This is a genomic window from Streptomyces sp. NPDC001002, assembly GCF_053599215.1.
Map to the genome: position 1 here is coordinate 1 of NZ_JBSFLV010000087.1, position 20,152 is coordinate 20,152.

General features: G+C 72.9%; 19 protein-coding genes. 11 read left to right on the forward strand and 8 right to left on the reverse strand.

Annotated elements, in window-relative coordinates; all coding sequences use genetic code 11:
- Positions 1-14 precede the first annotated feature (14 nt).
- Positions 15-890 (reverse strand): hypothetical protein, encoded by an 876-nt coding sequence (locus tag ACWDR3_RS31700; protein WP_450356009.1) that lies wholly within the window; start codon positions 888-890, stop codon positions 15-17.
- Between the two features lie 276 nt (positions 891-1,166).
- Between ACWDR3_RS31700 and ACWDR3_RS31705 the strand changes: the two genes are divergently transcribed.
- Both ACWDR3_RS31705 and ACWDR3_RS31710 read left to right on the forward strand, forming a co-directional pair.
- Positions 1,167-3,242: a SpoIIE family protein phosphatase gene (locus tag ACWDR3_RS31705; protein ID WP_450356010.1), complete on the forward strand. Its 2,076-nt coding sequence runs from the start codon at positions 1,167-1,169 to the stop codon at positions 3,240-3,242.
- 105 nt (positions 3,243-3,347) lie between these two features.
- Positions 3,348-4,106, forward strand: a complete 759-nt coding sequence (locus tag ACWDR3_RS31710) for a hypothetical protein (RefSeq protein ID WP_450356011.1) — start codon at positions 3,348-3,350, stop codon at positions 4,104-4,106.
- 191 nt (positions 4,107-4,297) lie between these two features.
- On the opposite strand, the gene ACWDR3_RS31715 is transcribed toward ACWDR3_RS31710, so the two are convergent.
- The gene (locus tag ACWDR3_RS31715; RefSeq protein ID WP_450356012.1) at positions 4,298-5,086 is read right to left on the reverse strand and encodes a putative protein N(5)-glutamine methyltransferase; all 789 of its coding nucleotides are present in this window, start codon (positions 5,084-5,086) and stop codon (positions 4,298-4,300) included.
- 248 nt (positions 5,087-5,334) lie between these two features.
- Here ACWDR3_RS31715 and ACWDR3_RS31720 point away from each other — a divergent pair, with 248 nt between their 5' ends.
- Entirely contained in the window at positions 5,335-5,763 is a 429-nt protein-coding gene (locus tag ACWDR3_RS31720; RefSeq protein ID WP_450356013.1) for a MarR family winged helix-turn-helix transcriptional regulator, read from the forward strand.
- Here the strand turns inward: ACWDR3_RS31720 and ACWDR3_RS31725 are convergent.
- The gene (locus ACWDR3_RS31725) at positions 5,736-6,521 is read right to left on the reverse strand and encodes a GNAT family N-acetyltransferase (RefSeq protein WP_450356014.1); all 786 of its coding nucleotides are present in this window, start codon (positions 6,519-6,521) and stop codon (positions 5,736-5,738) included. The two genes, ACWDR3_RS31720 and ACWDR3_RS31725, sit on opposite strands and share 28 nt — an antisense overlap.
- Entirely contained in the window at positions 6,518-7,444 is a 927-nt protein-coding gene (locus ACWDR3_RS31730; protein ID WP_450356015.1) for an NADP-dependent oxidoreductase, read from the reverse strand. The genes ACWDR3_RS31725 and ACWDR3_RS31730 overlap by 4 nt, the downstream gene beginning before the upstream one ends.
- Before the next feature lie 216 nt (positions 7,445-7,660).
- Between ACWDR3_RS31730 and ACWDR3_RS31735 the strand changes: the two genes are divergently transcribed.
- The 3 genes from ACWDR3_RS31735 to ACWDR3_RS31745 all read left to right on the forward strand — a co-directional run bounded on the left by ACWDR3_RS31735 (position 7,661) and on the right by ACWDR3_RS31745 (position 9,858).
- Positions 7,661-8,266: a sulfite oxidase-like oxidoreductase gene (locus ACWDR3_RS31735; RefSeq protein ID WP_450356016.1), complete on the forward strand. Its 606-nt coding sequence runs from the start codon at positions 7,661-7,663 to the stop codon at positions 8,264-8,266.
- An 88-nt stretch (positions 8,267-8,354) separates the two neighbouring features.
- A complete protein-coding gene (locus ACWDR3_RS31740; RefSeq protein WP_450356044.1) occupies positions 8,355-9,074 on the forward strand; it encodes a ferredoxin reductase in 720 nt (239 codons plus the stop codon).
- Positions 9,075-9,273: 199 nt separating this feature from the next.
- The gene (locus ACWDR3_RS31745; RefSeq protein ID WP_450356017.1) at positions 9,274-9,858 is read left to right on the forward strand and encodes an Rv1733c family protein; all 585 of its coding nucleotides are present in this window, start codon (positions 9,274-9,276) and stop codon (positions 9,856-9,858) included.
- 73 nt (positions 9,859-9,931) lie between these two features.
- Here the strand turns inward: ACWDR3_RS31745 and ACWDR3_RS31750 are convergent, their stop codons facing one another.
- Positions 9,932-11,302 carry an 8-oxoguanine deaminase gene (locus tag ACWDR3_RS31750; RefSeq protein ID WP_450356018.1) on the reverse strand — a complete coding sequence of 457 codons (1,371 nt, stop codon included), beginning with the start codon at positions 11,300-11,302 and terminating at the stop codon, positions 9,932-9,934.
- 103 nt (positions 11,303-11,405) lie between these two features.
- Here ACWDR3_RS31750 and ACWDR3_RS31755 point away from each other — a divergent pair, with 103 nt between their 5' ends.
- From ACWDR3_RS31755 to ACWDR3_RS31765, 3 genes are all read left to right on the forward strand, one after another.
- The gene (locus tag ACWDR3_RS31755) at positions 11,406-12,374 is read left to right on the forward strand and encodes an acetylxylan esterase (RefSeq protein ID WP_450356019.1); all 969 of its coding nucleotides are present in this window, start codon (positions 11,406-11,408) and stop codon (positions 12,372-12,374) included.
- A gap of 130 nt (positions 12,375-12,504) precedes the next feature.
- Entirely contained in the window at positions 12,505-13,671 is a 1,167-nt protein-coding gene (locus ACWDR3_RS31760) for a serine hydrolase domain-containing protein (RefSeq protein WP_450356020.1), read from the forward strand.
- Between the two features lie 130 nt (positions 13,672-13,801).
- Positions 13,802-14,527: a GntR family transcriptional regulator gene (locus ACWDR3_RS31765; protein WP_450356021.1), complete on the forward strand. Its 726-nt coding sequence runs from the start codon at positions 13,802-13,804 to the stop codon at positions 14,525-14,527.
- Here the strand turns inward: ACWDR3_RS31765 and ACWDR3_RS31770 are convergent.
- Positions 14,505-15,461, reverse strand: coding sequence for an anti-sigma factor RsbA family regulatory protein (locus tag ACWDR3_RS31770; protein WP_450356022.1), 957 nt, complete (start codon positions 15,459-15,461; stop codon positions 14,505-14,507). The two genes, ACWDR3_RS31765 and ACWDR3_RS31770, sit on opposite strands and share 23 nt — an antisense overlap.
- Complete coding sequence (locus tag ACWDR3_RS31775) at positions 15,458-16,351, reverse strand: MEDS domain-containing protein (protein WP_450356023.1); 894 nt, start codon at positions 16,349-16,351, stop codon at positions 15,458-15,460. The genes ACWDR3_RS31770 and ACWDR3_RS31775 overlap by 4 nt, the downstream gene beginning before the upstream one ends.
- A 102-nt stretch (positions 16,352-16,453) precedes the next feature.
- Between ACWDR3_RS31775 and ACWDR3_RS31780 the strand changes: the two genes are divergently transcribed.
- A complete protein-coding gene (locus tag ACWDR3_RS31780) occupies positions 16,454-18,529 on the forward strand; it encodes an ATP-binding protein (RefSeq protein WP_450356024.1) in 2,076 nt (691 codons plus the stop codon).
- A gap of 389 nt (positions 18,530-18,918) precedes the next feature.
- On the opposite strand, the gene ACWDR3_RS31785 is transcribed toward ACWDR3_RS31780, so the two are convergent.
- Entirely contained in the window at positions 18,919-19,650 is a 732-nt protein-coding gene (locus ACWDR3_RS31785; RefSeq protein ID WP_450356025.1) for a methyltransferase domain-containing protein, read from the reverse strand.
- A 101-nt stretch (positions 19,651-19,751) separates the two neighbouring features.
- Here ACWDR3_RS31785 and ACWDR3_RS31790 point away from each other — a divergent pair, with 101 nt between their 5' ends.
- The gene (locus ACWDR3_RS31790; protein WP_450356026.1) at positions 19,752-20,150 is read left to right on the forward strand and encodes a nuclear transport factor 2 family protein; all 399 of its coding nucleotides are present in this window, start codon (positions 19,752-19,754) and stop codon (positions 20,148-20,150) included.
- Positions 20,151-20,152 lie beyond the last annotated feature (2 nt).

The window sequence follows — 20,152 nt, forward strand, 5'->3', positions numbered from 1 at the left end:
GGAAAGCGAGCGGGTCAGCTCTTGGTGAAGCGGTACGTCTTGCTGTCCGTCAGCACACAGAAGCCCGGCGACACGACGATCACGCGCAGGGTGCCGGTGCGGCGGTCGTAGTCGATGCCCTCGGCCTCGAAGGTGCCGGAGCAGCCGCTGCGCAGCGGGAGCTGGCGCAGGGCCGTGACGTGGCCGGAGACGTCACCGCTGCCGCTGGGCTGGGCGGAGAGGTCGACCTGGAGGAGCGGCTTGGTGATGCCGAACAGCGTGCCCGCCGGGTCGTCGGAGGAGCACAGGAGCGTGGTCGCGCTGGAGAAGTCGCAGCCCTGCACGTCCCGCACCGGGTGGTCCAGGTTGACGACGGAGACCTGCGGGAGGTTCGCCGAGGGCGAGGTGCTCGCGTTGACGCCGGGCGTCGGGAAGACCAGGAAGCGGCTCATGGTGCCGTACTCGCCGGAGAGCATCCACTGTCCGTCGGGCGAGATCGCGACCCACGAGTTGTTGAGCGCCTCACCGGAGCTGAGCGTATGCACGTACTCCGACCAGGCCCCGCCCGGCGCCTGCACGCGGTACATCTTCGCGGTGCCCGAGTCGGCCTGGTACGGCTCGACGTAGTAGCCGTTGTAGGAGGCGTCGGGGTCGCCGACGTGGTTCCAGCCGCGGACGCTGACGCCGACGGGGATGGTGCCGATGCCCGTGTAGCGGTTGGCGCTGTTCGCCGGGACCTCCACGGAGGTCAGGCCCTGGCTCTCGGTCAGCGGGTCGGCCCGGTCGGAGCCCACCTCGGTCCAGGTGTCGGCGGCCGACGCGGGCGGGGCGGCGGACAGGACGGCCGCGGTGGCCAGGGCGAGCAGAGCGGTGAGCGTCGCGTGGACACGTCTCCGGGCGCGCAGGGGCATAGGGAGTGCTCCTCCGTGGGGGGCGGAATAGATCGCCGGACAGTCTGTCGGGCCGACGTAGGGCATGTACAGACCAATAGGAGAACAGAGGCCGTCCAGTCGGCGACGGCCCCTCGCGGGTACTGTCGTCACGGCTTCACCGGACGTCCGTGGCCGTGTTGAGAGATGGTGGAGGAGAGCGGCCAAAGCGTCACAGGGACGGTTGAGCGCGGTAGAACAGGGGTGTCGGCACGGGGGACGGCGTGCCGCGTCGAAGGGGCTGAGGCGGTGCGTGGAATGAGAGCACCTGGGATTCCACCGGCCGGGAGCGACGGGTCGGTAGGCCCGAGCGGGCTGCTCGACGTGCTGGGCGTGGCCTCGGTGGTGCTGGACACCAAGGGCCACATCGTGCTGTGGAGCCCGCAGGCGGAAGAGCTGTTCGGCTACCCCGCGGACGAGGCGCTCGGGCAGTACGCGGCCCGGATCATGGTCGACGAGCAGCATCTCGACCTGGTCGTCAAGCTGTTCGCCGACGTCATGCTCACGGGTCAGAGCTGGGCCGGCGCCTTCCCCATCCGGCGCAAGGACGGCACCACCCGGCTCGTGGAGTTCCGCAACATGCGGCTCCTGGACGACCAGGGCGACGTCTACGCGCTCGGTCTGTGCGCCGACCAGTCGACCGTCCGCCGACTGGAGCGGGACGTGGCGCTGTCCACCCGGCTGGTCGCGCAGTCGCCGGTCGGGCTCGCCGTCCTGGACACCGATCTGCGGTACGTCTCGGTCAACCCGGCCCTGGAGCGGATCAACGGCATTCCGGCCGAGGAACACATCGGCCGCACCTTCCGCGAGGTCCTGCCGCATCTCGACGTCGAGGCGATCGAGTCGGCGGCCCAGCGGGTGCTGGAGACCGGCAATCCGCTCGTCGACCAGCAGACCACCGGCCGTACGCCGGCCGATCCGCACGACGAGCACGTCTGGACGATCTCGCTCTACCGCCTGGAGGACGCGGTCGGGACGGTCCTCGGCGTCGCCGGATCCGTCGTGGACATCACCGAGCAGCACCGGGCGGGCGTCGAGGCCGAGGCCGCACGCCGGCGGCTGGCCCTCATCGCGGACGCCTCCGCGCGCATCGGCACCACCCTCGAACTGGACCGCACGGCCCGGGAGTTGGCCGACGTGGCGGTGCCCGAGCTCGCCGACATCGCGGCCGTGGATCTGCTGGAGGCGGTGGTCGACGGCCGGCGCAGCAGCCTGGGTCCCGCCGAGCCCGCGGTGATCCGGGCGCTGGCCGTGCGGGCGGCGGACGCGTCCGAGGCGCTGCGGGCGGCCGACCCGCCGGGGCAGGTGGCCCGGTACGGACCCGACCGGCTGGTCACCGAGTGCGTACGGACCGGCGCCCCGGTGCTGGTGGCGCAGGTCGGCGCGGACGACCTGCCGCACATCGCCCGCTCCCCCGAGGCCGCCGAGCTGCTGTCCCGGGCGGGCGTGCACTCCTATCTGGCGGTGCCGCTGATCGCGCGCGGCGAGGTGCTGGGCGCCCTCGACCTCAAGCGCACCCGCAATCCGCTGCCGTTCAGCGACGACGACCTGCTGCTCGCGCGGGAGCTGGCGGCGCGGGCGGCGGTGCAGATCGACAACGCCCGCTGGTACCAGAACGCCCGCGACACCGCCCTCACCCTGCAGCGCAGCCTGCTGCCCAGCCACCCGCCGGTGATCGGCGGCCTGGAGGTCGCCTCCCGGTACCAGCCCGCGGGCGCCACCACCGAGGTCGGCGGCGACTGGTTCGACGTGATCCCGCTGGACGGCCGCAAGACCGCGCTGGTGGTGGGCGACGTGATGGGCAGCGGCATCAACGCCGCCGCGACCATGGGCCGGCTGCGCACCGCGACGACCACGCTGGCCTCCCTCGACCTGGATCCGGCCCGGCTCCTGGAGCACCTCGACCGCATCACCCAGGACCTGGACCACTCCATCGCGACCTGCGTGTACGCCGTCCACGACCCGGAGCTGCGGCAGTGCCGGATCGCCAACGCCGGACATCTGCCACCGGTCCGGCTGCGCGAGGGGCGGGCCCCCGAGCTGCTCGACCTGCCCACCGGGGCGCCGCTGGGCGTGGGCGGGGTCGCCTTCTCCACCACCGAGATCGACCTGGAACCCGGCGACCGGCTGGTGTTCTACACCGACGGACTCGTGGAGACCCGCCAGCATCCCCTCGACGAGCGCCTGGACGCGCTGCTGTCCCTGCTCGAAGGCCCCGACCGCCCGTTGGAGGACGTCTGCGACCTCCTGCTGCGCACGCTCCACCAGCCCGACAACTCCGACGACGTGGCACTGCTCATCGCGCGCGTGCAGAAACAGGACGGATGCGAGTGACCGACGGGCCGTTCTCACAGCGATTGATTACCTGCTCCTTATCGGGCGCATCCCACAATCACAGCTAGGCGTGGCACAGGGGTGCCGGGCCGATGGGAGCTTGCCGTGACGCACGAACCGGACCAGCAGCCCACCGCCGGGGGCGAGCCGCCCGAGCGGCCCTTCGGTGAGACATCCGACTGGGAAGTCATGACGGGCCCGGGCGGCGCCGAGCGCTCACCGGGCCCCACCTGGGACCGGGTCTGGCGGCGCCGGTCCGCCCGGGCCCGGACGGTGATCGCGGCGACCACGGTCGCGGTCCTGGCCGTCGGCGGCACGGTCGCCTTCGCGGCCACGTCCGGCGGCTCGGACGAGAGCGCCTCGCCGTCGGCCGCGTCGTCCTCGGCCTCGGCGTCCCCGTCGCCGGACGGGCCCGGCGAACGGCACGGCGGCGGCCGGTGGTTCGGGCTCGGCGGCATGGGCGCGCACGGCGAGGCGACCGTCAAGGACCAGGACACGGGCAAGTGGGTGGTACGGGTCTGGCAGCGCGGCACGGTCGAGAAGGTCGACGGCGACCAGGTCACCGTGAAGAGCGGCGACGGCGCCGAGTGGGTCTGGTCGGTGCCCTCGGACGCGACCGTGTTCCACGACGGCACCAAGGGCTCCGGCGCGGACGACCTGAAGAAGGGCGAGAACGTCTTCCTGGCCGGCACCCGCGCCGACGACGGCACCAGGGCCGCGACCAACGCCCTCATGGGCACCTGGGACCACAAGGGCCCGGACGGCGACCGGCGCGGGGGCCCGGACCGCGGCGGCCCGCACAGCTGGCTGCCGCCCTCCCCCTCCGCGCCGCCCTCACCGTCGGACAGCGGCGCCACGACGTGACCCGGCCCGTCAGGCCCTGACGCCGATCACGACGTGGGCGTACGGCTCGTCGTCCGTGGCGAGACGGGATGTCAGGCCCGCCTCGCCGAAGACGGCGAGTGCCGCGTCGGCGCGGTGCTCGCCCGTGTCGACGAGCAGACAGTCACCAGGGGCGCGGCCGTCGAGGACGCACGACGACAGGACCCGGTCTGTCAGCCCATGACGCCGATGACCACGTGGGCGTACAACTCCTCCTCCGTGGCCAGGCGAGCCGTCAATCCGCCGTCGGCAAAGGCGGCGAGTGCCGCGTCGGCCTGGTGGTCGCCGGTCTCGACGAGCAGGCAGCCGCCGGGGTCGAGCCAGTCGGAGGCCGCGGCGGCGACCCGGCGCAGCAGGTCGAGCCCGTCGGAGCCGCCGTCCAGCGCGGTGCGCGGTTCGTGGTCGCGGGCCTCGGCGGGCAGCAGGGCGATCTCGGCGGTGGGGACGTACGGCACGTTGGCGGCGAGGATGTCGACCCGGCCGCGCAGGGCGGCGGGGAGTGCCTCGTACAGGTCGCCAGTGTGCACGTGGCCGCCGTACTCGGCGATGTTGCGGCGGGCGCAGCGCACGGCCGCCGGGTCGATGTCGGCGGCGTGCAGTTCCACCGTGCCGAGCGCGGCGGCCAGGGCGGCGCCGACCGCGCCGGAGCCGCAGCACAGATCGACGACCACGGCGGCGTGCGGGTGCTGGGCCAGGGCCTGGTCGACGAGGAACTCGGTGCGGCGGCGGGGCACGAAGACGCCCGGTTCGACGGTGACGCGCAGTCCGTGGAAGCCGGCCCAGCCGAGGACCTGTTCGAGGGGCTCGCCGGCGACCCGGCGGTCCGTCAGGGCGGTGACCTCGTCCGGGGTGCGCGCCCCGGCGAGTATCAGTTCCGCCTCGTCCTCGGCGAAGACACAGCCGGCGGAGCGCAGGGCGGTGACGACTCTGGACAGCAGAGCGGGAGAAACGTGAGGGGGCATGAAAGCCGAGAGCCTTTCGGTGATCCGAAGGGCGCTCCCGCGGTCACCGGCGAGCGGTGATCCGTGTCGTCGCTACGAGGCGAGAGCACCCGACCTGAACAGCGGTAATGGGTCTCACCTCCAAGGAACGGGCGGCTGGGACGGACCCCGGCCGGACCCGCACACCCTACCCCAGCGCCATGGACGGCCGGGGGGCGGCGGCCGTATGTCCAGTTGTACTGTGCAACCAGGTGAGTGAGGGAGGTCCCATGGACGCGGCCGAGGCAGTGGAGGTCATCCAGCACGAGATGACGGCGTTCGCCCGCCGGGCCCGCGCCTCCGCCGGGCGGATGCATCCCGAGCTGTCCCTCGTCTCGTACACGCTGCTCGGGCATCTGGAGGAGAGCGGCGGCTGCCGGGCCACCGACCTGGCCGCGCACTACGCGCTGGACAAGTCGACGGTCAGCCGGCAGGTGTCCGCGCTGGAGCGGGCCGGGCTGATCGGGCGGCACCCGGACCCGGACGACCACCGGGTCCAGACGCTGCACCTGACGGACGCGGGCCGGGAGATCCTCGCCCAGGTCACCCGCAGCCGCCGAGCCGCGTTCCGGGAGCGGCTGGCGGACTGGCCCGAGGAGGACCTGGTCCGGTTCGCCGCCTATCTGGAGCGCTACAACGCGGGTACCGCCGCGGACTGATCCAGCGTCTGCGGCACCCGGACCCCGAGGAAGGTGATCTTGCGGCGCAGTCGGAAGCCGAGGGCCTCGTACAGCCGGATGGCGGTGGTGTTCTGTGCGCCGGTGTGCAGGAACGGCGTCTCGCCGCGCTCCCTCATGCCGTGGGCGACGGCGAGGATCAGCCGGGTCGCCAGGCCCTCGCCGCGGAAGGCGGGGTCGGTGCAGACGGCGCTGATCTCGGTCCAGCCGGGCGGGTGCAGCCGCTCCCCCGCCATGGCGATCAGGGCGCCGTCACGGCGGATTCCCAGATAGGTGCCCATTTCCACGGTCCGGGGCAGGAACGGGCCGGGCTTCGTCCGTTCGACCAGGTCGAGCATCTCGGGCACGTCGGCGGGGCCGAGCAGCACGGCCTCCGGTTCCGGCGCGGCGGCCAGGCCGTCGTCGACGAACTGCACACCGTCGATCCGGAAGGTGACCTCCCAGCCGTCCGGGATCTCGCCCCCGAAGCCCGGCAGCGCGATCTCGGTGCCGGGTCCCGCCAGGGCCGCGACATCCGCCCAGTCCTCGGCGTCGGGATCGTCGGGCAGCGCCAGCCACGGCGACACGTCGACCGGGTAGCGCAGCACCCGCCCCTGCCGCTCGGCGAAGTGCGCGTGCGGGCCGGTCAGGGCGCCGAGGGCGGGGTTGTCAAGGATGAGGGACGCATCTGCCGCGGTCCTCGGAGCGCCGAGGGCCGTACCGCTCAGCCCGCTCCCGTCCGTACCGTTCGCCTCGCTCATCCGGCGACCTCGATCACGATCTTGCCGCGGGCGTGACCGTCCTCGACGGTGCGCAGCGCCTCGCCGGCCTGCTCCAGCGGGAAGGTCTGGGTGACGTGCGGATCCAGCTCGCCGGCCAGGACGAGCCGCGCGATGTCGTCCAGGACGGCGGCGGTGCGGGCGCGTTCGACGCGGGCGCCGCCCAGCTCCGCCACGATGTGGGGCGGGGCGGCCGCGGTGATCAGCTTGGAGTGGTCGGTGAGCAGGGTGGCCGCCTCGGTGAGCACCGGGCCGCCGACCAGGTCGTACACGCCGTCCACGCCGTCGGGCGCGGCGGCACGGACCCGCTCAGCGAAGTCCGGTCCCGAGGGCACGTGTACCGCGCCGAGCGACTCGACGAAGTCCTTCTTGCCCTCGCTCGCCAGTCCCACGGTGCGCAGGCCGAAGGCCCGGGCGATCTGCAGGGCCGCCGCGCCGACTCCGCCGCCCGCGCCGGTGACCAGCAGGGTGGCGCCCGCGGGCAGGTCGAGCTGGCGGACGCCGTCGTACGCGGTGGCCGCGGCGATCGGCAGCGTGGCCGCGTCGGTGAAGGACAGGTCGGCTGGCTTGTGCGCGGTGACCGCGGCGGGCAGCAGGGCATACTCGGCGTATCCGCCGGCCACGGTGTTGCCGAAGACCTCGTCGCCGACGGCGAATCCGCTCACGCCGTCCCCGGTCTCCTCCACGACACCGGAGACCTCGCCGCCGAGCACGACGGGAAAGGCCGTCTTCTCGCTCTCGCCGGGGCGGCGGTAGCCCCCGCGCAGCTTCCAGTCGACGGGGTTCACTCCGGCGGCGCGTACCGCCACCAGGATCTGGCCTGCTCCGGGGCGAGGCCGCTCCACGTCAACGAGCGCCTCGGTCTCCGGGCCGCCGTGCCGCGTGTAGACGTACGCCTTCGGCATTGCTCCCACTCTCCCTTCACGGTCGCCGGACCAGCGGTCGTCCGGGCCACCGGAACCGGCACGTCTCGTCCAAGGAAGATCGCCGGGCGGCTATTCCCGGAGGCCGGGACACTTCACACAGCCTTAATGATCGCGGGCCGCCCGCGTTCGGGCCACACCTGACAGGGACGTACGGTTGAACACGCAAACAGTCCGCACCCGTCCCGCTGGATCCGCATGAACGTCACCCGAGGCTTCACCGGACGCCCCCGCGTCCACAATCCCGGCCTGCCGCCGGGGCAGTACGACGCGGGCGACGACTGGCCCGTCCTGTCCGCCGAGGTCACGCCCGAGCTGGCGCCCGCCGACTGGACGTTCCGGATCGACGGTCTGGTCGAGCGGCCGCACACCTGGGACTGGGAGCGGGCGCACACGCTGCCCGCCTCCGCGTACGCGGGTGACATCCACTGCGTGACGAGCTGGTCGAAGTTCGGGGTGCGGTTCGGGGGCGTGTCCCTGGACGCCTTCCTCGACGTGGTGCGCCCGCACGGGTCGGCCACTCACGCGGTCGCCTATTCGCACACCGGATACACCGCCAACCTCCCGCTCGCGGACCTGACCGGCGGGCGCGCCTGGATCGCGTTCGAGTACGAGGGTGAGCCGCTCGCCCCCGAACACGGAGGCCCGGCGCGGCTGTTGGTGCCGCACCTGTACTTCTGGAAGAGCGCCAAGTGGATCGCCGGCATCCGGCTCCTCGACCACGACGAGCCGGGGTTCTGGGAGAGCAACGGCTACCACGCACGCGGCAACCCCTGGGCCGAGCAGCGGTACGCCGGTGACTGAGACCAGCGGTGTGCCGGTGATTGAGGCCTCCGCGCCCGACAGGACCCGCACCCCCTCCACGACCTTCACGCCCGCCACCCGGTTCGCCGTGCCCGGCCGGATCGCGGTGAGCGAGCAGGCCGCTTCCGACTGGCAGACCGCCACGCTGACCGAGATCCGCCGGGAGACTCCGCGCGCCGCCACCTTCCGGTTCGCGGTGCCCGGCTGGACGGGGCATCTGCCCGGCCAGCACCTGATGCTGCGACTGACGGCCGAGGACGGCTACACGGCCCAGCGTCACTACTCGATCGCCTCCGCTCCCGACGACTCCGGGCACATCGAGCTGACCCTGGACCACGTCGAGGGCGGCGAGGTCTCGGGCTGGTTCCACACCGAGGCCAGGACCGGCGACCGGGTCGAGGTGCGCGGCCCGGTGAGCGGCTTCTTCGCCTGGCCCGGCGACCGGCCCGCACTGCTCATCGGCGCCGGCTCCGGTGTCGTACCGCTGATGTCGATGGTCCGGCACCACCGGGCGCGGGACCTGTCGGTGCCGTTGCGGCTGCTGGTGTCGGCGCGCGATCCTGAACAGCTCATCTACGCGCGGGAGTTCGGCGCCGAGACGACACCCGTGTTCACGCGGGGCGCGCCGCGCGGTGTGCCGGTGGGACGGCTGGCCGCCGCCCATGTGGCGCCGCTGCTGGCCGAGTTGCCGCCCGGTGGGTGGGAGGCCTATGTGTGCGGCTCCAACGCGTTCGCCGAGCATGCCTCTCGGCTGTTGGTCGAGGCCGGGCAGCCGGTGGACCGGATCCGGATCGAGCGCTTCGGCTGACCCGTCTCGGCGAATCTCGGCCGATTCCCTTCGGTCTACATCGACTTGGCGGTTTCCGGCCGGTCCGGCACTGAACGTTGTGCGGACTTCGGGGTACCAGCATGCGTGTACGCACGCGTACGCATAAGCGCTGCCGAGGGACAATGCGGACCGGACACGGTACGGCTCCTCCGGCTCAGGTCACGTCGAGGAGGTCGGCATGCGAACCCGGGTGCGCGGCTGGCGGTGGCGGCGCAATCCGCTGCGCCGCCGGTCCGACGTCGTGGAGGCGTGGACGGCACTGGCGGTCGCCGTCCTGCTGTTCGTGGGCGTCCCGCTCGCGGGAGTGCTCGTGGGCTGGTGGGCCCACGACGAGGCACGGTCGGTCGCGGCGGCACAGCACGCCGAGCGCACACAGGTACGGGCCGAGGTGGTCGGGAAGACGCCCGCCACCCTGCCCACGGCCCAGAACGGTCGGGAACACCCGTACCGCGTCGACGTGCGCTGGACCGATCCCGTCACCGGAGTCCACACGACCACGGCCCGGGTCCCGTCGGGCACCCGGCACGGGGACACGGTCAAGGTCTGGTTCGACTCCGAGGGCCGGGCCGTCGCCCCGCCGCCGGGCGTGAGCGAGATCTGGCAGCACACCGTGAGCATCGGCATCTGCGCGGCGGGCGGCACGCTGGCCCTGACGCTGCTCGGCGGCACGCTGATCCGCCATACGGCCCACCGCAACCGCCTGTTGGAGTGGGAACGGGAGTGGGCACGCACCGAGCCGGAGTGGACGCGGCGCGGGGTGTGAGGCCTCGGGTGTGAGCGCCGCGGGTCGAGCAGGCGCCCCGCGAGCGAGAGACACGCAGGTGAGAGACGCGCCCTCAGCCCACGGCCTGTCCAACTCCCTGCATCCGCCGCGCGATCCGCCCGTGATCCCGCAGCGCGTCCGCCAACCCCGGCAGCACCGGCTCGCCCCGGTCGACCAGAACCCGGCCCCCGACCACCGTCGTCCACGCCCGAGCCGGTCCGCAGCGCAACCACGCCTCGACGGGATCGCTCAACGCACCGGCCAGGGCGACCTCGTGCAGGTCCCAGACGACCAGGTCGGCACAGGCGCCCGGCCGCAGATGCCCCAACTCGTCGGCGCGGCCGAGGCATTGGGCCGAACCGCGGGTCGCGATGTCGAGGGCGTCGCGCGCGCCCATGGCGCCGGGACCGCCCCGATAGCGGCCCAGCAGCAGGGCGTTGCGGGTCTCCATCCAGAGCGAGGCGTGGTCGGTGGACGCGGAGCCGTCACAGCCGATGCCGACCGGCAGGCCGAGTTCCCGCATCTCCTTCACGCGCGCGGTGCCGCCGCCGATCAGCATGTTGGAGCTCGGGCAGTGCGCCACGCCGACGCCCGCGGCACCGAGCCGCCGCAGCTCGTCGTCGTTCGGGTAGATGCAGTGCGCGACCCAGGTGCGGTCGCTCATCCAGCCGGTGTCCTCGAAGTACTCGACGGGACGGCAGCCGTAGGTCTCCAGGCAGTACGTGTCCTCGTCGCGGTCCTCGGCGAGGTGCGTGTGCAGGCGCACGTCGTGGCGCTCGGCGAGTTCGGCGGTCGCAATCATCACTTCTTTGGTGACCGAGAACGGCGAGCAGGGCGCGAGGGCGACCCGGATCAGTGCGCCGGGCGTCGGATCGTGGTGGGTCTTGATGAGCCGCTCGCTGTCGGCGAGGACCTCGTCGGTGGTCTGGGTGACGCTCCTCGGCGGCAGTCCGCCGTCCTCCACGGAACGGGTCATCGAGCCGCGGGTGGCGTGGAAGCGGAAGCCGATGTCGCGGGCGGCGCGGATCTCGGCGTCGACCAGGTTCGGGCGCGGATGCACGTACAGGTGGTCGGAGGACGTGGTGCAGCCGCCCATCAGCAGTTCGGCCATGCCGACGTACGCGGACACGTAGACGGCCTCCTCGTCGAGGGCGGCCCACAGCGGGTAGAGCGTCGTCAACCAGTCGAAGAGGGTGCCGTTCACGGCGGGGGCGTAGGAGCGGGTGAGGTTCTGGTAGATGTGGTGATGCGTGTTGACCAGCCCCGGCGTGACCAGCCGTCCGGCGGCGGACACGGTCGCACGGGCCTCGGGTTCGCCGCCCGCGGTGCCCACAGCGGTGATCCGGCCGCCCGTGACGGCCGCCCAGCCGCCGGGGATCTCCCGCTCCCCGTCCACGACCAGCACTCCGGCGTCCTTGACCAGCAGATCCACGGCTGACGTCATGGCGCCATCGTAGACAGGGGGTACGACAAAGGCCTGGCGAGTCCTCCGACGTCACACGTACGGTGTGATCATCCACGCTGTCCCTTCACAAAGGCGGTCCTGCATGGCCCTGTTCGACCTCCCCCTCGACGAGCTCCACGAGTACCGCAGCGCGTCCGCCGAGCCCGACGACTTCGACGTGTTCTGGTCCAAGACCTTGCAGGAGGCCCGGGAGCACGACCTGGACGCCCGGTTCGAGCCGGTCGACACGGGTCTTTCCACGGTCCAGGTGTACGACGTGACGTTCGCGGGCTTCGGCGGGCACCCGGTGAAGGGCTGGCTGCGGCTGCCCGCCGGGGCGACGGAGCCGCTGCCGCTGGTCGTGGAGTTCATCGGGTACGGCGGCGGGCGCGGGCTGCCGCACGAGAACCTGCTGTGGGCGTCGACGGGCCGGGCGCACTTCGTGATGGACACCCGCGGCCAGGGCAGTGCCTGGGGCGGCGGGGGCGGCACCCCGGACCCGGTGGGCGGCGCGCCCGCGTACCCCGGCTTCATGACCCGCGGCATCGACGCGCCCGAGAACTACTACTACCGCCGGGTGTTCACCGACGCCGTGCGTGCCGTGGAGGCCGCCCGCTCGCACCCGCTGACCGACGCCTCGCGCACCACGGCCCTCGGCGCGAGCCAGGGCGGCGGGATCACGATCGCCGTCGGCGGACTGGTCCCGGACCTGGTCGCGATCGCGCCGGACGTGCCGTTCCTGTGCGACTACCCGCGTGCGGCGACCCTGACGGATCGTCACCCCTACCGCGAGATCGCCCTGTTCCTCAAGACCCATCGCGGCCGCAGCGAGGACGCCCTGCGCACGCTCTCCTACTTCGACGCCGTCCACTTCGCCGCCCGCGGCAGCGCCCCGGCTCTGTTCTCGGCGGCCCTGGAGGACCAGACCTGCCCGCCCTCCACCGTGTTCGCGGCCTTCAACGCCTGGGCGCACGAGGACAAGGCGATCGAGGTGTACGACTTCAACGACCACGAGGGCGGCGGGCCCTACCAGGAGGCGACGAAGCTGCGCTGGCTGAAGTCGTACGCCTGAGCGGCGGCCTTCGCCACGCTGCGAGGTTGTCGTCGCGCCACTCTTCCACCCAGTCCGACCAGTCGGTACGTTCGGTTTCGCCCGGGTCGCAGCGTCGCGGCCCGGGCCTGCGCGGACGACGGAGGTCCCCATGGCGGAGCGCGAACCCACGGTGCACGGCGACTGCGACGAACGGTTCGCGGCGGTGCGGACGGCCTTCGAGGAGAACTTCCGCGACCGGGACGAACTCGGTGCCGCCGTCACGGTCACCGTGGACGGCGAGGTCGTGGTCGACCTGTGGGGCGGCTGGGCCGACGGGGCGCGCACGCGGCCCTGGGAGCGGGACACCCTGGTCAATGTGTGGTCGACGTCGAAGGGTCCGGTCGCGCTCTGCGCGCACATCCTCGCCGACCGGGGCCTGCTCGACCTCGACGCCCCGGTGGCCGCGTACTGGCCCGAGTTCGCCGCAGCTGGCAAGGAGAGCGTCCTCGTACGGCATCTGCTGTCCCACCGCGCGGGACTGGCCGGGCTGCGTGAGCCGCACTCCGTGGAGCAGCTCTACGACTGGGAGTTCACCACGCGGCGGCTCGCGGCGACGGAGCCGTGGTGGGAGCCGGGCACGCGGTCCGGGTACCACGCGCTGACGTACGGCTTCCTGGTCGGCGAGGTGGTGCGCCGGGTCTCGGGGCTGCTGCCGGGGGAGTTCCTGGAGCGCGAGGTGACCGGGCCGCTCGGCGTCGACTTCACGATCGGGCTGCCGGAGAAGGAGGCCGGGCGAGCCGCCGAGCTGATGCATCCGCCGGTCGCCTCGGAGAGCGAACAGGCCGCGATCTTCAGCCAGTTGACACCCGTGGCGATCGCGGCGCTGACCAACCCCATGGTGGGCGCGACCGAGGCGAACACGGCCGAGTGGCGGGCCGCCGAGATCCCGGCCGCCAACGGACACGGCACGGCACGGGCCGTCGCCGCGCTCTACGGGATCTTCGCGGGCCGGGGATCGTACGGCGGCCACCGGGTGCTGTCCGCGGAGGCGGCCGAGCGGGTCCGGGAGGGGCAGGGCAGTTGCCGCGACCTGGTGCTCGGTGCCGGGTTCGAGCACGAGACGGAGGTCGCGCTCGGGCTGTGGCTGAGCGGTCCGAACGGCTCCTACGGACCCGACCCGCGCGCTTTCGGACACGACGGCTTCGGTGGCTCCTGCGGTCTCGCCGACCCGGAAGCGGGGGTGTCCCTGGGCTACGTCATGAACCGCATGGGGCCTCATATCGCGGACGACCCACGGAAGATGGCACTGGTGGACGCCCTGTACAGCACCCTCTGAAGGGTGATCGACGCGGACTTGTTTCGGCCGAACCCGCCGACCGCCCTTCCCTGCTGGTTTAGACCAATGCTAGACCTTGTGGCGCAATGAGCCCGCACGGCTACGGAACGTCACCAACAGGAGGCGCGGCATGGCCCGCACCGATCACCCGGTCTCCGAAACACAGCCGCTGTACTGGCGCGTCGCGACGGAACTGCTCGACGAGCTGCGCAACGGGCCACCCGGCGGGCGGCTGCCCAGTGAGCGGCGGCTGGCCGAGCGCTTCGGGGTCAGCAGGGAGACCGTGCGGCAGGCCCTTGAGGTGCTGCGCCGGGACGGGCTGGTCGCCACCGACCGGCGCGGCAGCCACACCACGCTGCCGGGGCTGCCGGTCGAGTCGCCGGCCGCGCTGACCTTCCCGGTCGGCGCCCGGGCCGCGGAGCCGGGCGCCGACCGGACCTCGGTCAACTGGGAGACTCCCCCGCCCGCACACGCCGAGGCGTTGGGGCTCGCCCCGCACCGGCCGACTCTGGTGCACCGCTACGAGTCCGCGGACGCGGACGGTCGCGGCCGGCGTACGGCGGTGACCTCGTTCTCCGCCGTCGCACTCTCGGAGGTCGAGGAGCTGGGCCGCTACCGCGACCGTGCCGACGGCGCCGCGTCGGCCCAACTCCGGCGCACCTACGACTGGATGCGCAAGGCGGGCCTGACCCTGCACCACCGGGACTCCATCACCCGGCTCGCGGACGTGCCCTCGGTACGGGTCACCCGGCGCGTGCACGACCAGTACGACCGGCCGCTGGAGATCACCGATCTGCTCGTGGACGCCCAACAGGACGCCCTGGTCTACGAGTTCACCCTTCCCGCGGAGTGCTGACCGGGTGCCGGTGGCGGAAGTACAGCCGAACGACCGAGCCCGCGGTATCGAGGTCGTCGGCGACCAGGTCGCTCAACTGCCGCACCAGCCACATCCCGTGGCCGTTCGCGGCACGCGGACGCGGCGGCAGATGACCGGGGAAGCGGGGGCGCGGTGCGGAGGCGTGCGAGCCGTCGTCGCGAATCTCGCAGATCACGTACTCGGGGTCGCTGTGCAGCCGCACGACACCCTGACCGCCGCCGTGCCGCACGGAGTTGACGACGGTCTCGTGCACCGCGGCCACCAGGTCGCGGGTCCGCTGCTCGGGCAGACCGAGGCCGCTGGCGTACGCGGTGAGGGTGCGGCGGACGGCGGCCGAGCGGCCCCGGGTGAAGCGGATGTCCCGCGGTCCGGCGGGGAGCGCGGCGGGGCGGTGCTCGTCGCACTCGGCGCCGAAGTCCGCCGGATCCGTGTACGCGGCGCCGCTCTCACCGGCGAGTTCGGGGTGGGTGCGGGCCGCGCCGCGCACCACGGACTCCGGGAGGACCCGGGTGTCGTACGGGCACAGGATCCGGTGTCCGGTGCCGGCGAAGACGACGTTGAGGAGGGACTCGTAGCGCAGCCACTCCTGGGTCTCGAAGGCGGTGCGGCCGGTCCAGACGGGCTCGCCGATCACACGGGCCCGCCGGTCGGGGCCGAGCCGGTCGCAGTACGCGTGGTAGCGGCCGAGGGTGCGCGACGGGTAGTCGTACCAGTCGCGTACGTCGACGAACTCGACCTCCCTGGACCGGCTGCCGAGGGCTCCGGCCAGCAGGGAGATGTTGTGGGCGCTCACCACCGCGAGGACGGTGTCGCCGGCGTCGAGTCCGGCGCGGGCGTGGTCGGCGGTGCCGGCGAGGAACGCGTCGTCCGAGCCGTAGCGCAGAGCCTGGTGGACGAAGCCGGTGCGGGTCATGGCAGGTCTCCTGGGGGCTCGAAGCGCAGTCCTGGCACCCGGTCCCAGCCGGCCACCCGCATCACCCGCCGCACATGGGGAGCCACGCCGGTCAGCACGAGGGTGCCGCCGGAGGCGTACAGGCCCAGCGCCGTGAAGACCAGCAGGCGCAGTGCGCCCACATCGATGAAGTGCAGTTCGCGCAGGTCGAGTCGGATGCGGATGCCGTCCGTCGTGCGGGCGCGGGCGCGGGCCGTCTCGGCGTGCAGGGCGCGCGCGACGGCGGTGACGTTGGTCTCGTCGACCTCTCCGGCGAGGGCGAGGCCCGGGGGTGCGAAAGTGCGGGTGACGGTGAGGAGTTCGTCGCGCCACACGGCATCCGCGCCGACCCGGCCGTGGTGCAGTCCGGCGATCGGTACCAGCTCGGCCTCGTCGAAGACCCGGCGGTCGTACTGGCAGATGCCGAGCACCGGCAGCGAGGCGAACACGGGGTCGAGCAGCAACTCGCTGTCGTGCAGGGTCTTCAGGCCCTTCCCGGCCTGCGCGCGCAGCACCTCGGTGCACACGCGCAGCGCGAGGAAGCCGTCGCCGACCGCGCGGCGCGCCTCACGGCGGATCGCCTCGTCCAGGTCCCACAGCCCTTCGGGGACGGCCAGTTGGGCGTCGACGCAGAGCCGGCCGGTGGCGATCTCCTCGTCGACCCGGCAGCCGTGCGCCTCCAGGAAGGACAGGGCGACACCGGCGGGGATGTCGGCGGGCGGCAGGACGAGACCTCGATGGCCGCTGGCCAGGCCGTCGAGGAGGAAGGCGGCGAGTACGGTGTCGCGCTCCTCGTCCGTGTCGTAGCCCAGGAGCAGATGGTCTCCCTGGCGCATCTGTCCCACGGTTCTCCGGGCCGGTACGACGGTCATCCCCACACCTCCCTCGGTGGGCGGACCGCTTCCACGCTACGCCGGGATCAGGCCCTCCGTGAGGGGTTATGGTGTCGGCGTTCGGCTGGGTGAGGGGGGACCATGGCGGCCTCGGTACAGGGCGGCAGGACCGGCAACCTTCCCGCCGAGGCGAACGCGTTCATCGGCCGCCGGGGCGAACTCGCCGAGATCGCGGGGCTGTTGGGCAGCACGCGACTGGTGACACTGACGGGACCGGGCGGGGTGGGAAAGTCCCGGCTGGCGCTGCGGGCCGCGCATGCGGCGCGGGCCGGTTTCCCGGGCGGGGTGTGGCTGGTGGAGCTGTCCGAGCTGCGGGACCCGGACCTGCTGACCAACGCCGTGGCCCAGGCCACCCGGCTGACCGAGCAGACCCTGCGCCCGCTCCTCGAAGCGGTCACCGAGCACCTCACGGGCGCGCCGCTGCTGCTCGTCCTCGACACCTGCGAGCACGTGCTGGAGGAGAGCGCGCGGGTCGTGGACGAACTCCTCGCGAGCGTCCCGGAGTTACGGATCCTGGCCACCAGCCGCCAGCCGTTGGGCCTGCCCGGAGAGCAGTTGCTGACGGTGGCGCCGCTGCCGCTCGGCGAGCGGGACGACGCGGTGGCGCTGTTCGCGGCCCGGGCGGTGGCCGCGGTGCCGTCGTTCGCGCTCACCGAGGCCAACCGGGCGGGAGTGGCCGCGGTCTGCGCCCGCCTGGACGGGATACCGCTGGCCCTGGAGCTGGCCGCGGTGCGGCTGCGCGGCTTTCCGCTCGACCGTCTGCTGGAGGGCCTGGACTCCCGGTTCGACCTGCTCGTCTCGCCCGCGCGGCCACGGCTGGCCCGGCATCAGACGCTGCGCACCGCGATCGGCTGGAGCCATGAACTGTGCACCCCGCTGGAGCGGTTGCTGTGGGCGCGGCTGTCGGTGTTCGCCGGTGGCTGGGACGTGGAGGCGGCCGAATTCGTGTGCCACGGCGGCCCGTTGGACGCCGAGGAGATCCTCGCCCTGCTCGCCTCGCTCACCGAGAAGTCCATCGTCACGCGGGACGGCGAGGCGGTGGGCACGCGCTACCGGATGCTGGACACGGTCCGTTCGTTCGGCGCCGAGTGGCTGACCGGCCTGGGTGAACAGGAGGCGGTCAGGCGCAGGCACCGGGACTACTTCCGGTGGATCGCGCGGCAGGGCGAGGCGGAGTGGCTCGGGCCCGGCCAGCGGATGTGGGCCGAGCGGCTGACCTCGGAACACGCCAACCTGCGGCTCGCCGTGGAGGAGTGCCTGACCGCGCCGGAGCCCGAGACGGCTCTCGAACTCACCGGTTCCCTCTGGTACTTCTGGTTCGCCTGCGGCTTCACCGAGGAGGGCCGAGGCTACTTGGAGCGAGCACTGGAGCGCGCCCCGGAAGCCGGCGGCCCCGACCACACCCTCGCGGTCTGGGCGCACCGGCTCGTCACCGTCGTACCGGACGATCTGGAGGCCGCCGAGTCAGTGAGCGCCGCGTATGTGTGGCTCGCCGAGGAACGTCAACTGCCGGTCCCCGCGCTGCCATTGACGGGGGCGAGCCTGGCCGTGCGGGGCGAGTCGGCGCGGTCGGCGGTGCTGTACGGGACCGTCGGGCAGGCGCCCGCCGGGGACGGCGGCGCCGAGTTCTTCCAGCTGCTGACGCTCGCCCTGCAGGCGTATCTGCTGGCCAGCCAGGCCGCGTTCGAGCGGTGCGCGACGGTTGCCGAGCGGCTGCGCGCGGACTGCGCCAAGCGCGGTGAGCTGTGGATGCGGGCATGGGGCGATTTCTTCGTCGCGCTGGCCGGGATCGGCCTGGGCCACGCGGACGAGGCGCTGCTGTCGGCACGTGCGGCCCTGACGGCCAAGTGGCGCGTCCACGACCGGATCGGCGCCGCCGCCGTCGCCGACCTGCTGGTCGCCGCGCAGGCCACGCGGGGCGAGGCGGAACTGGCGGCGCGGCTGCTCGGCGTCAGCCGACGCCTGTGGCTCACGGCGGGCCTGCCCCAGCTCGGCCGACCCGACCTGACCGTCTTCCACCGCGAGTACGAGCGCCGGCTGCGCACCGCTCTCGGCCACGCCCGGTTCGGCGAAGCGGTGCGCGAGGGCGGGGAGTTGACCCCGGAGGCGGCGGTCGCGCTGGCGTTGGGCGGGGTGTCGGTCGAGCTGGATCTCTGACGGGCCTTGGACCGGAGCGCGGACCGACCTCGGACCTGACCTTCGACCGACCTCCGACCGGCGCTCCGCCTGGACTCCGGAGGCGGCGGTTGCGCTGGCGCTGGGCGGGGTGTCGGTCGAACTGGATCCCTGACGGGCCTTGGATCGGAGCGCGGACCGACCTCGAGCTGACCTTCGACCGACCTCCGACCGGCGCTCCGCCTGGACTCCGGCGAGCGGGACCACCTTGCCGACCCGGGCCTGTGACCGGACCCGGCCACTGGCCGGCCTCGGACCGGCGCTCCGCCTGGGCTCCGGCGCCCTGACCGCCCTGCCGACCGGCACCTCCGACCGGCCCCGAACCTGACCTCCGACCAGCCTCCGACCGACGCTCCGGCGGGCGGCCCGCCCTACGTCAGCTTCCGGGCCGCCACCATCCGCACCCGGGAGCTGCCGTCGCTCCGCTCGCCGAACTCCGGGAGGGCGTGGAGATCGACCGCGAATCCGGCGCGCTCCAGCTCCCGTCGCACCTCGCCGAGCCGGAAGGCGCGGTAGTACATGACGAACGGCGGGCGCCAGACGGCGTTGCGCACCCGCATCACCCCGTCGAACCCGAGCAGCATCCAGAACACCGGCGAGGTGGGCCGGGGCGGGGCCAGCACGGGGAACGCGAAGCAGCCGCCCGGCCGCAGCACGGAGTGGACCTGCGCGAACAGGCCCGGCAGCTCCGAGGGCAGGAAGTGCCCGAACGCCCCGAAGCTCACCACCACGCCGAAGGAGCCGGGGCGGAAGGGCAGCGCACGGGCGTCCGCGCGCACCCAGTTCACCTCCGGGACGCCGATGCCGTGCAGGTCTCGGCGCGCCACGTCCAGCATTCCGCCGCTGAAGTCGACCCCGGTGATGCCCTGCCGGCACACCGACGCCAGCACTTCCATCCCGGCCCCCGTGCCGCAGCACAGGTCGAGTCCGGTGTCGTAGGGGCCCGTCCGCTTCAGCGCCGCCGCCACCGCGTCCAGCACGGAGTCCGGGGTCCGGAACGGCGTGTGGTCGAACTTCGGGGCGAGCAGGTCGTACCCGCGTTCGACGGAGGACAGCGCCTGGACGGCGAGTTCGCGGAGGCTGGGTCCTTCGGGGCTGAACATGCGGATCAGCCTAGGTGAACGCGCCGCGCCGGTGGACACCGCGACGAGGGCTCATTACTCTCATCCACATCTACTCAACAAATTGACTATGAGGTGATCCGATGCGCGCGTTCCGCGAGGCGGTCGAGGCGGGCGACCTGGACGCCGTCGAGGCGCTGCTGGCCGACGACGTCGTCTTCACCAGCCCGGTGGTCTTCAAGCCGTACCCCGGCAAGGCGATCACCGCGTCGATCCTGCGCGCGGTCAGCCGGGTCTTCGAGGACTTCCGCTACGAGAGTGAGCTCGCCGGGGCCGACGGCCGCGACCACGCCCTGGTCTTCGCGGCCCGGGTCGGCGACCGGGAGCTGACCGGCTGCGACTTCATCCACGTCGACGAGAACGGCCTGATCGACCAACTCACGGTCATGGTGCGGCCGTTGTCGGGAGCGCAGGCCCTCGCGGCCGCCATGGGCGCGCAGTTCGAGCAGATCGCCAAGGAGGCGGAGGCGCGGTCCGCCTGAAC